9 protein-coding genes are annotated in these 10,714 nt (G+C 73.0%); 6 read left to right on the forward strand and 3 right to left on the reverse strand.

What is annotated here, in order from left to right; genetic code table 11:
- Positions 1 to 13: 13 nt before the first annotated feature.
- Positions 14 to 1,801: a glyoxylate carboligase gene (gcl, locus tag EAO71_RS26990; protein ID WP_147980425.1), complete on the reverse strand. Its 1,788-nt coding sequence runs from the start codon at positions 1,799 to 1,801 to the stop codon at positions 14 to 16.
- Between the two features lie 646 nt (positions 1,802 to 2,447).
- Here gcl and EAO71_RS40140 point away from each other — a divergent pair.
- The 5 genes from EAO71_RS40140 (at position 2,448) to EAO71_RS27015 (ending at position 6,724) form a co-directional block, all read left to right on the forward strand.
- Entirely contained in the window at positions 2,448 to 3,200 is a 753-nt protein-coding gene (locus EAO71_RS40140) for a hypothetical protein (RefSeq protein WP_399753858.1), read from the forward strand.
- 174 nt (positions 3,201 to 3,374) lie between these two features.
- Positions 3,375 to 4,574 (forward strand): serine hydrolase domain-containing protein, encoded by a 1,200-nt coding sequence (locus EAO71_RS27000; RefSeq protein ID WP_147980426.1) that lies wholly within the window; start codon positions 3,375 to 3,377, stop codon positions 4,572 to 4,574.
- A gap of 127 nt (positions 4,575 to 4,701) precedes the next feature.
- A complete protein-coding gene (locus EAO71_RS27005) occupies positions 4,702 to 5,535 on the forward strand; it encodes a TIGR04222 domain-containing membrane protein (RefSeq protein ID WP_222723597.1) in 834 nt (277 codons plus the stop codon).
- 19 nt (positions 5,536 to 5,554) lie between these two features.
- Complete coding sequence (locus EAO71_RS27010; RefSeq protein WP_147980427.1) at positions 5,555 to 6,100, forward strand: GNAT family N-acetyltransferase; 546 nt, start codon at positions 5,555 to 5,557, stop codon at positions 6,098 to 6,100.
- Between the two features lie 411 nt (positions 6,101 to 6,511).
- A complete protein-coding gene (locus EAO71_RS27015) occupies positions 6,512 to 6,724 on the forward strand; it encodes a hypothetical protein (protein ID WP_147980428.1) in 213 nt (70 codons plus the stop codon).
- Between the two features lie 169 nt (positions 6,725 to 6,893).
- Here EAO71_RS27015 and EAO71_RS27020 read toward each other — a convergent pair whose 3' ends face one another.
- Positions 6,894 to 8,570 (reverse strand): AMP-binding protein, encoded by a 1,677-nt coding sequence (locus EAO71_RS27020; protein ID WP_147980429.1) that lies wholly within the window; start codon positions 8,568 to 8,570, stop codon positions 6,894 to 6,896.
- A 91-nt stretch (positions 8,571 to 8,661) separates the two neighbouring features.
- On the opposite strand from EAO71_RS27020, the gene EAO71_RS27025 reads away from it, so the two are divergent.
- Entirely contained in the window at positions 8,662 to 9,486 is an 825-nt protein-coding gene (locus tag EAO71_RS27025) for a helix-turn-helix transcriptional regulator (RefSeq protein ID WP_147980430.1), read from the forward strand.
- Between the two features lie 28 nt (positions 9,487 to 9,514).
- On the opposite strand, the gene EAO71_RS27030 is transcribed toward EAO71_RS27025, so the two are convergent.
- Complete coding sequence (locus EAO71_RS27030) at positions 9,515 to 10,630, reverse strand: winged helix DNA-binding domain-containing protein (protein WP_147980431.1); 1,116 nt, start codon at positions 10,628 to 10,630, stop codon at positions 9,515 to 9,517.
- Between the last annotated feature and the right edge of the window lie 84 nt (positions 10,631 to 10,714).

Below are 10,714 nucleotides of genomic sequence, written 5' to 3' on the forward strand. Positions count from 1 at the left end.
ACGGCTCGGCGGCTCAGACCTTGAGGGGCTTGATCGCCGTCGGCGCGTGGCCGGGCTCCGTCGCGAGCTCCTCGAACTCGGTGACGTCGCTCATGTCGACCGTCTTGCTCATCGCGATGTTGGTGATGCGCTCCAGGATCGCCTCGACGACGACCGGGACCCGGAACTCCTGGGCCAGCTTCTTGGCCTGCTCCAGCGCCTCGCCGAGCTGGTCCGGGTCGGTGACGCGGATGGCCTTGACGCCCAGGCCCTCGGCGACCTTGACGTGGTCGACGCCGTAGACGCCGATCTCCGGGGTGTTGATGTTCTCGAACTCGAGGTTGACCTCGAAGTTGATGCCCAGGCCGCCCTGCGCCTGACGGATCAGGCCCAGGTAGGCGTTGTTCACGAGGACGTGGACGTACGGGACCTTGTGCTGGGCGGCGACCGCCAGCTCCTCGATCATGAACTGGAAGTCGTAGTCGCCGGACAGGGCGACGACCGGGGTCTCCGGGTCGGCCGTGGCGACGCCGATCGCGGCCGGGATGGTCCAGCCGAGCGGGCCGGCCTGGCCGCAGTTGATCCAGTGGCGCGGCTTGTAGACGTGCAGGAACTGCGCCGCGGCGATCTGGGACAGTCCGATGGTGGTGACGTAGCGGGTCTCGGGGCCGAAGGCCCGGTTCATCTCCTCGTAGACGCGCTGCGGCTTCATCGGGACGGCGTCGAAGTGCGTCCGGCGCTGGAGGGTGGCCTTGCGCTCCTGCGCGGAGGCGGCCCAGGCGCCGAAGTCGGGCAGCGTGCCCGCGGCCTTGAGCTCCTTGGCGACCTCGATGAAGAGCTCCAGCGCGGCCTTGGCGTCGGAGGCGATGCCGAAGTCCGGGGCGAAGATCTTGCCGAGCTGGGTGGGCTCGACGTCGACGTGGACGAACGTGCGGCCCTTCGTGTACGCCTCGAGGTTGTAGCCCGTGTGGCGGTTGGCCCAGCGGTTGCCGATGCCGAGGACGAAGTCCGACTCCAGGAAGGTCGCGTTGCCGTAGCGGTGCGCCGTCTGGACGCCGACCATGCCGGCGGCCAGTTCGTGGTCGTCCGGGATGACGCCCCAGCCCATCAGGGTGGAGATGACCGGGATGCCGGTGAGCTCGGCGAACTCGACGAGGAGGTCGGAGGCGTCGGCGTTGATGATGCCGCCGCCGGCGACGATCAGCGGGCGCTCGGACTCCAGCAGGAAGCGGATCGCCTTCTCGGCCTGGGCACGGGTGGCCCGCGGCTTGTAGACCGGCAGCGGCTCGTAGGTCTCCGGGTCGAACTCGATCTCGGTCAGCTGGACGTCGATCGGCAGGTCGATGAGGACCGGGCCGGGACGGCCGGAGCGCATCAGGTGGAAGGCCTGCTGGAAGACGCCCGGGACCTGGGCGGCCTCGAGGACCGTCGTGGCGGCCTTGGTGACCGGCTTGGCGATGGTGGCGATGTCGACGGCCTGGAAGTCCTCCTTGTGGAGCTTCGAGACCGGGGCCTGGCCGGTGATGCACAGGATCGGGATCGAGTCCGCGATCGCCGAGTACAGGCCGGTGATCATGTCGGTGCCGGCCGGGCCGGAGGTGCCGATGCAGACACCGATGTTGCCCGCCTTGGCACGGGTGTACCCCTCGGCCATGTGCGAGGCGCCCTCGACGTGTCGGGCGAGCGTGTGGCTGATGCCGCCGACGTTCTTGAGCTCTCGGTAGAAGGGGTTGATGGCCGCGCCGGGCACGCCGAACGCGTTGGTGACGCCTTCGCGCTTGAGGATCTCAACGGCCGCTGCGGCGGCGGTCATACGGGGCATGGGAGGGCTCCTGCTTCAGCCAGGCGGATTCGGGTGGGCCACCGTCTCGTGGCTTCGATTCCGTATTGCGGAAGTATTGTTCTGCTATGTGGAAGCAATGTAGGTCGGGGTGGCGATGACCGTCAAGGGAGTGAGGACGGACGTTGGCCGAACTCCGTCCCCGCCGGTGGCGGATTGGTGGACGATGGAGTCGAACGACAGGGGGTTCGAAGTGGGTGAGTCGGTACCGGTGCGCTGCCCGCGGTGTCTGCGGACGCACGCGTTCGCCGCGCCCGCCTTCCCGTGCGCCTGCGGCGCCCCGGTCACGCCCTCGCTGGTCCCGGGCGAGACCGGTGTGGCGGTCACGCACCGCAACTGGTCGGACGAGTGGGTCGTGGTGTCCTGCGCCGCGTGCGGCCGCCAGGACGAGTGGCCGCACCCGGAACTGGGATGCGCCTGCGGCACGGTCCTGCGGGTGCCGGTGCGGCCCTCGGGGGCGGCCGGCGGCGCCGCGGGCCGGCCCGCCGGACACGTCGTGGAAGAGGGCGAGGACTCCGGCGGACACGTGGTCCGGCCCGCCGTCGCCGACGCGGACGGGGGCGCCCACACCGGCCAGGTCCCGCACGCCGCCGGCGACGGCGACGAGGGCCCGGGGACCCACCCGTGGGTGGAACCGGGCCCGGCCGCGGCCCACCGCGAGGAGGCATCCGGGACGGGTCCGCCCGCCCCGCCGCCGTACGCCGAGCCGGCCTCCGCCGCCGCGGACCCGTACACCCCGCCGCCCGGTGCCGGGGACCCGGCAGGGGGCCCGCCCGCCGGCCCCGAGCCGGAACGGGGCCCGGCGCGGGCCGACGCACCGGCCCCGGAGCCGCCGACCGGTCCGGACGACGACGGGACCCGGGGCGACGCCGAGGCGCACACCACCCACGCGGCGGGACACCGTGCCGCGGCCCGCGCGGCCGGCGGTGGCCCGCGTCCCTTCGCCGAGCGCTACCCGGCCCACATCCCGTTGCCTCCGACGGCGCCGATCGCGCCACCGCCCCGGTCGCCGTTCCGGCCCATGACCATCCGCACCGCCCGGGACGCGGTCGCCACGTCCGCCGGGTACCTGCGCTGGCTCGGTTTCCGCGACGTCGTCCAGCCCGAGGAACGGGTCGCCGACGGCGTCGACCTGCGGGCACCCGGACTGGTGGCCCAGGTCGACCCGAGCACCCGGCCGGCGGCGCTCCGCGCCGTGGAGTGCCTGTGGCTGAACGGTCTCAGCGCCTCGGCGGTGAGCGTCTTCTTCTCGCTCGCCGGCTACACCCCGGAGGCACGCTCCCGCGCCGACGAGCTCGGTATCCCGCTCTTCGTCCTCGATCTCACCGGCACACCGCAGCCGGTCAACGGCCCGGCGGGCGACCTGGCCTCCGGAGCGTAGGGCGGGACACGGGTCCGGTCCGGACGGAGCCGGCGGATCCGTGCGGGCCCGCCCCGCGCATGGGGCGCCGAACGAGTGGACTCGCCGGAACGCGCACGGACCGGCCCGTCCTCCGGTCGGTCCGGGTGGTGACGTAGCCGTCCGAACCCCGTTTCCGGAAGAGGCGCCCCCGCCATGCGACACATCCCCACCCGCCGCCTGTTCGCCGCAGCGCTGCTCGCGGCGTCCGTACTGGCACCGATGGCCGTCACCCCCGCCACGGCCGTCGACGCCGTGGCGGCAGACCGGCACGACCGGGACGACTGCCCGGCCCACGGTCTCGGCCCCGAGCTGACGGCACGGCTGGACAAGGCCGTCGAGGACGTCCGCCGCCAGGCCGGCATCCCCGGAATCGCCGTCGGCCTCTGGCTGCCGGGCAGGGGAAGCTACGTCCGCGCCACCGGTGTCGCGAACACCGCCACCGGCGAGCCGATGACCACCGACGGTTACGTCCGCATCGGCAGCGAGACCAAGACCTTCACGGTCACGGCGCTGCTCAAGCTCGTCGACGACCGCCGGATCAAGCTGGACGACCCCATCTCCGCCTACGTCGACGGCGTGCCCGACGGCGAGAACATCACGCTGCGCCAGCTGGCCGGGATGCGCAGCGGCCTGTTCCCGTACACCTCCGACCCGGACTTCCAGCACGACCTGCTGAGCGACCCGACGCGCTCGTTCACCCCGCACGAGGTGCTCGCCTACGGCTACAAGCACAAGAACGTCTTCGCGCCGGGGGCGCAGTTCCAGTACTCCAACACCAACCTCGTGCTGCTGGGCCTGGTGGTCGAGAAGGTCAGCGGCCGGCGGCTCGTCGACTTCATCGACAAGCGGGTGCTGCGCCCGGCGCACCTGCGCCACACGCTGTTCCCGGAGGGCGCCGAGTTCCCGTCGCCGCATCCGCGCGGGTACACCGACCAGACGCTGACCGGCGCGGTCGCCGACGCCACGGACTGGAACCCCAGCTGGGCCTGGGCCGCCGGGGCGATGATCTCGGACATGCAGGACCTGCGCCGCTGGGCGAAGATCCTCGCCACCGGCGAGCTGCTGTCCCCGCGGACCCAGGCGGAGCGGCTGAAGACGCAGCCGACCGGCTTCCCGGGGACGAGTTACGGCCTCGGCATCTTCGACGCCGACGGCTGGATCGGCCACAACGGCTCCATCCCGGGCTACGAGACCGTCACCGTCTACCTGCCCTCGCAGAAGGCCACCATGGTCCTGATGCTCAACACGGACAGTTCCTCCCAGGGCCAGGAGCCGTCGACGCTGCTCGCCCGGGCCGTCACGCAGATCGTGACCCCGGACAACGTCTACGACGGCGCGGTCCAGCCCCGATAGGCACCGGTCCGGCGGGCCCACCGGCGCCCGCCGGGCGCGCCTCGCTCGAAATACACCTCGGAATTCGGCCAATTCACGCGTGATGATCAAGGTTCCCCGGGCACAACACCCTCGGGGGGTGGGCGTCATGCCGGCGGAGATGTGGTGGTTCATCGGTGCGGCCTGCGGGCAACTGCTGTGTGCCGTGGTCCTGTTGAAAACGCGCAGCCAGGAACGGGGCGAACTGGCCCCGCAGGCGCTCGCGCTGCTGCGGGGCGGGCGCCGGGCCGCGGTCACCGTGGCCCTGGTGGCGCTCCACCAGCGCGGCGCGGTGGCCGCGGGCCGCAGGGGAACGATTCGGGCCAACGGTGGCCCCGGCCGGACCCGCGATCCCGTGCAGCTCGGTGTGCACGGATCGCTCCACCGGGCCCTGGGCATAAGAGTGCTGGCCACCCAGCCGAAGGCACGACGGGCCGTCGACGCGCTGCGGGCCGAGCTCGGCGGGGCGGGGCTGGTGCGCCCGGCCGGACGGCTGCGGGCGGCCCGCACGCTGCTCGCCTGCGCGCCGGCGACGGTGTTCGCGGGCCTGCTGCTGAGCGAGCCCGCCGGTGCGGGACTCGCGCTCGCGCTGGTGATCGGCGCCGGGCCGGTCGCCGCGGCGCTCTTCCTGTTCCGGCTGCCCGCGACGACCGGCGCGGCACGGCGGCTCCTGCGGGCCCTGCGGGAACGGCATCCGCTGCCGGCCCACCGCCGCGAGGTGACGGACGGCGAACTCGTGCAGCTGTACGTCGCCCTGTACGGCGACCCCGCGCTCGCCCTCTTCCTGCCGCGGTTCTCCCGCGACGGCGGGCTGCTGGGCCGCGGCGGCGGCGAGGACGGACACGCCACCGGCCGCGGCTGGTACACGGGATGGCCGGGCTGGGGCCTCGGCGACGGCGGAGCGGGCGCAGCCGGCGGCGACGGCGGGGGCGGTACGGACTGACTCCGCGCCATACTGGCGTATGCGCATCCGAGCGGCCGAACCGGCCGAACTCCCGCTGCTCCAGGACATCGAAAGGGCGGCGGGCGAACCCTTCCGCACCCTCGGCATGGCGGCGATCGCCGACGACGAGCCCCTGCCCCTGGACGTTCTCGACGGCTACCGCCTGGCCGGGCGCGCCTGGGTGGCCGTCGACCCCGGCGACCGGCCGGTCGCGTACCTGCTGACGGACACGGTCGACGGCGCCGCCCACATCGAACAGGTCTCGGTGCATCCGGTCGCCGCCCGCCGCGGCATCGGCCGGGCGTTGATCGAGCACCTGGCGGCGGGGGCCGCGACGCGCGGCCTGACCGCGCTGACGCTGACCACCTTCACGGACGTCCCGTGGAACGCCCCGTACTACCGGCGGCTCGGCTTCCGCTCCCTCGCCGCGTCGGATCCGGAGCTGACCAGCGGTCTGCGCGCGATCCAGCAGGCCGAGGCCGCGCACGGCCTGGCGACCTGGCCCCGGGTCTGCATGCGCCGCGACCTCGTCCCGGCACCCCGCCTGGAGCCGTCGGACGGCTGAGCACCCGTGGCTCCGTCCGGGCCGGCCGCCCGCCTGTCGGCACGGAACGGCCCGGGCCGACCCCGCCCGGACGTCCGCGGGACGCGGTCCGCAGGGGTGCCGGCCGGGGGTCACCCCCTGGGTCGTGGCTAGTCGATCTCGGCTGCGAAGCCGGCGCGCGGCTTGGTTGCCGAACTACCGCCCGTTGCACGCCAGTTCCTCATACTGTATGTTCCTGACTGCGTGTATCGGCTGGAAACCTTCGCACGCGCTTGACCCTTCCCGAATTCGAAAGGTGTCCGACTGACGGTAGTTGGCCTCGCCACCACGGCGCAGGCTCGGGAGCGGCTTGCCGGCTCCCGACTGGAGATCTCACTCAGGTGAGGTGTGTCTCCATGCATACGCGTCAGTGACACTCGGGAGGAAAACAGCGTGACGTCCAGCGGCACCACCACTGTCTGCGCACACCCGGTCCGCGATCTCATCATCGTGGCCTTGATCGGTGTAGTGGTCGGCCTTCTCGCCTTCATCGTCGTCACCCAGCTTGGTGGCGCCGCACTCGACGGCGTCAGTGGGGCAGGAGCCTCCTCCATCGCCGTGAGCGGTGTAGGTCTCATCGTGCTCCAGTACCTCAAGCGCAACTGACGCCCCCGAACGGGGCGACCCTCCCGGGTCGCCCCTTCGGCGCGTCGGGCCGCTTTCAGCGCTCCGTGAACGTGCAGCCCTTCTCCGTGAAGGGGTTACGGCTGCCCGTTGGCGCCGATGGTGTCACCGAGGAGCTCGGTCCCGCTCGCCCCGTGCGCGTACGACAGGCTCATCCCAGGTCCCCCTCGGTGTACTCCGTGCCCTCGCCCTTCGCCGTGCGCTCGCGCAGTTCGATGCGGCGGATCTTGCCGGAGACGGTCTTCGGCAGCTCGGCGAACTCGATGCGGCGGACCCGCTTGTACGGGGCGAGCACCGCGCGCGAGTGGGCGAAGAGCTGTTTCGCCGTCTCGGCGTTCGCCTCCCAGCCCTCGGCGAGCACGACGTACGCCTTGGGCACCGCGAGCCGCAGCGGATCGGGCGCCGGGACGACCGCCGCCTCCGCCACCGCCTCGTGCTCCAGGAGCGCGCTCTCCAGCTCGAACGGCGAGATCTTGTAGTCGGAAGCCTTGAAGACGTCGTCGGCGCGGCCGATGTAGGTGATGTAGCCGTCGGCGTCGCGCGAACCGATGTCACCCGTACGGTAGTAACCGCCGGCCATGGCCTCGGCCGTCCGCTCCGGGTCGCCGTGGTACCCGGTCATCAGCCCCACCGGGTCGGCCGAGAGGTCCAGGCAGATCTCGCCCTCCTCGACGTCCGCCCGGCCGCTGACCGGGTCGACCAGGGTGACCCGGAAGCCCGGGCTGGGCCGGCCCATCGAGCCCTCCTTGAGCGGCTGGCCGGGGCTGTTGGAGACCTGGACGGCGGTCTCGGTCTGGCCGAAGCCGTCCCGGATGGTGACGCCCCAGGACCGTCGTACGGACTCGATGACCTCGGGGTTGAGCGGCTCCCCGGCCGCGACCACCTCGCGGGGAGGAGTGCGCAGCTGGGTGAGGTCGGCCTGGATCAGCATCCGCCACACGGTCGGCGGCGCGCAGAAGGAGGTGACGCCGTTGCGCTCCATCTCGGCCATCAGCCGGGCGGGATCGAAGCGCGTGTAGTTGTGGATGAAGACGGTCGCCTCGGCGTTCCACGGGGCGAAGAGGTTCGACCAGGCGTGCTTGGCCCAGCCCGGCGACGAGATGTTCAGGTGCACGTCGCCGGGCCGGAGTCCGATCCAGTACATCGTGGCGAGATGACCGACCGGATACGAGGTGTGGGTGTGCTCGACCAGCTTGGGGCGGGCTGTCGTACCGGAGGTGAAGTAGAGCATCAGCGGGTCGTCGGCCCGGGTGACGCCGTCGGGCCCGAAGGCGGCCGGCTCCGCGTAGGCCGCCTCGTAGCCGAGCCAGCCGGCGCCGTCGCCGCCGACCGCGATCCGGGTGTAGTCCCCGGGCACGTCGTCGAACTTGGCGGTGTCCTCGGCGCGCACGATCACGTGCCGGGCCCGGCCGCGCTCGACCCGGTCGCGCAGGTCGGCGGGTCCGAGGAGCGGGGTGGCGGGGATGACGACGGCCCGCAGCTTCATGGCGGCGAGGGCGGTCTCCCACAGTTCGGCCTGGTTGCCGAGCATGACGATGATCCGGTCGCCGGCGCGCACGCCCTGCGCGCGCAGCCAGTTGGCCGCCCGGTCGGAGCGCGCGGACATCTCGGCGAAGCTCACCTTCGTCTCGGTGCCGTCCTCCTCCACGATGTGCAGGGCGGTCCTGTCGTTGCCGGCCGCGATGACGTCGAACCACTCCAGAGCCCAGTTGAAGCGCTCGGGGCGGGGCCAGGCGAAGCCCTCGTACGCCGTCTCGTAGTCCTCGCGGTGCTGCAGCAGGAAGTCGCGGGCGGCCCGGAACCTCTCCGTCGCGCTGCTTGCCGTCATGTGTCCTCCTCGTTGCGGGACCGTGCTCCGCCATCGTGTAATCAGTGACCCAGGTCTCACTACCCCCGTTCGGGGGTGAAGGAGTGGTCCCGTGCCCGAGCGGACGGAAACGGTGGAGCTGCGCGCCGCGCTGCTGCGGCTGCGCCGCGCCACCGGACTCCACGTGGTCTTCGGCGGCCTGTTGCAGGACGGCCGCCGGCTGCGCATCGCGGAGCTGGACGGCGCGGCGACGCCGGCCCTGCGCGGGCTGGCGATCTCGACGGGCAGCGGGCTCGGCGGGAGGTGCCTGGCGCTGTCGCGCCCGTGCGCGGTCACGGACTACCCGTCGGCGCGCCACATCACGCACGAGTACGACGGCCCGGTGTCTGCGGAGGGACTGCGTTCGGTGATCGCCGTCCCCGTCGTCGTGCGCCGCAAGGTCCGGGGCGTGCTGTACGGGGCGCTGCGGGAGTCCCTGCCGATCGGCGAGCGCGTCCTCGACGCGGCGGTCGGGGCGGCGCGGGACGTGGAGCAGGCGCTCGCGGTACGGGACGAGGTGCGCCGCCTCGAGGCCGCCGAGCGGGAGCCGGTCGCGGGCCCTTCCTGGGAGGAGGTCCGGCAGGCCCACGGCGAGCTGCGCGAACTGGCCCCCCGGATCCCGGACCCGGAGCTGCGGGCCCGGCTGCTCGCGGTGTGCGGCCGCCTGGAGACGGCCTCGACGGGGCCGGAGCGGCCGGCGGACCTGACGCTGACGCCGCGCGAGACGGACGTCCTGGCGTCGGTGGCGTCCGGCGCGACGAACGCGACGGCGGCGGAGCGGCTGGGACTGCGCCCGGAGACGGTCAAGGGCTACCTGCGCTCGGCCATGCGCAAGCTGGGCGCCCACACCCGCTGGGAGGCGGTGGTGGCGGCGCGCCGGGCGGGGCTGCTGCCGTAGTCCCGGCGGGCGCCCGCCGGGACGGCCCTCAGCGGTGGACGGTGCCGAAGCCGATCTCGAACGGGACGTCCTGCGGTGCCGTCGTGGCCAGCATCCGCTCCGCCTCCGCCGTCAGCTCCGCCCGCTGGGCACGCGTGGGCCGGCCGAACGGCTCGATGGTCATGACCGTGCGCTCCTTGGACTCCTCCAGCCGCCAGATCCCGGCGAGGAAGCCGTCGAGGAGGAAGACGCAGTACGCCTGGTTGCCCTTCCAGGTGCGGCCCTTGTGCTCGGCGGCCACGACCCGGCCGCGGTCGGCGTGGGAGAGCAGCAGGTTGTCGAACTCGGGGAGGAAGCGCGGCGGGGCGGGTGTGTCCTCGTCCGGCCGGGTGGCGTCCGGCAGGTCGAACAGCTCGACGCCGTTCTCGTCCCGGAACGTGACGAGCCGGGGCCGGAGGCGCTCGAAGGCGTCCCGGAGCCGGGTGAGGCCGCACCAGGTCTGCATGTCCTTGACGGAGGCGGGGCCGAAGGCGGCGAGATAGCGCAGGACGGTGCCGTCCGGGGCGGGTACGGGTTCGGCGGGGCGGCCGAGCCAGTGCTCGGCGGTCGTCAGGCTGACCTGCCCGCTCCGGCGCCACAGACCGCGCGGGGTGACCTGGACGAGGGGCAGCCGGCAGCGCGCGGCGACGGTGAGGGCCTGCGGGTCGGCGTCGGGCCATTCGGCGAGGAGCGCCTCGCGGATCTCCTTCGGCGTCCGGGGCCGCTCTTCGACCAGCTCGCGGGCGAGCACGGCGAGCCGGTCGAGGTCGACGCCGACGAGGCCCTTGCGGAAGAGAGTGAGCTCGCGGTCGCGGGCGCCCTGCACGAGGGGCCGCAGCGTGAGCACGTCGTCGGCGGTGTGGGTGTGGATGGTGGAGCGCATGGTGACGATCCGGGCGACCTCGCGCGCCTCCATCAGCGCGGACAGTTCCTCGGGCCGGAAGCCGTCGAGCCGGGCGGCGAGGGCGTAGTACGGCGGCTTGGTGTTCTGCGCCTGGAGCCCGAGGAGGTGGGAGACGGCGTCCCCGGCGGACATCGCGGCGCGGCTCAGCAGCAGCTGGCGGGCCAGCGTCGCGCGGTTCAGCGCGCGGGGGGTGAGGAGCGGGAGTGTCGTCGTCGAGGCCATGCACCGCACGCTACGCGGCCTTGCGGACAGATACGGTCCGCAAGGCCGGGACGGTGTCCCGCGGCGGACGCCCGGGGAGCCGTC

Origin of the sequence: Streptomyces sp. MS191 (assembly GCF_008042125.1) — a bacterium.
GTDB lineage: Bacteria > Actinomycetota > Actinomycetes > Streptomycetales > Streptomycetaceae > Streptomyces.

Coding starts and splice junctions, on each gene's coding strand:
- EAO71_RS27030 (WP_147980431.1), bottom strand. CDS start 10,630: ATGGCCTCGACGACGACACTCCCGCTCCTCACCCCCCGCGCGCTGAAC.
- gcl (WP_147980425.1), bottom strand. CDS start 1,801: ATGCCCCGTATGACCGCCGCCGCAGCGGCCGTTGAGATCCTCAAGCGC.
- EAO71_RS27010 (WP_147980427.1), top strand. CDS start 5,555: ATGCGCATCCGAGCGGCCGAACCGGCCGAACTCCCGCTGCTCCAGGAC.
- EAO71_RS27020 (WP_147980429.1), bottom strand. CDS start 8,570: ATGACGGCAAGCAGCGCGACGGAGAGGTTCCGGGCCGCCCGCGACTTC.
- EAO71_RS27005 (WP_222723597.1), top strand. CDS start 4,702: ATGCCGGCGGAGATGTGGTGGTTCATCGGTGCGGCCTGCGGGCAACTG.
- EAO71_RS27000 (WP_147980426.1), top strand. CDS start 3,375: ATGCGACACATCCCCACCCGCCGCCTGTTCGCCGCAGCGCTGCTCGCG.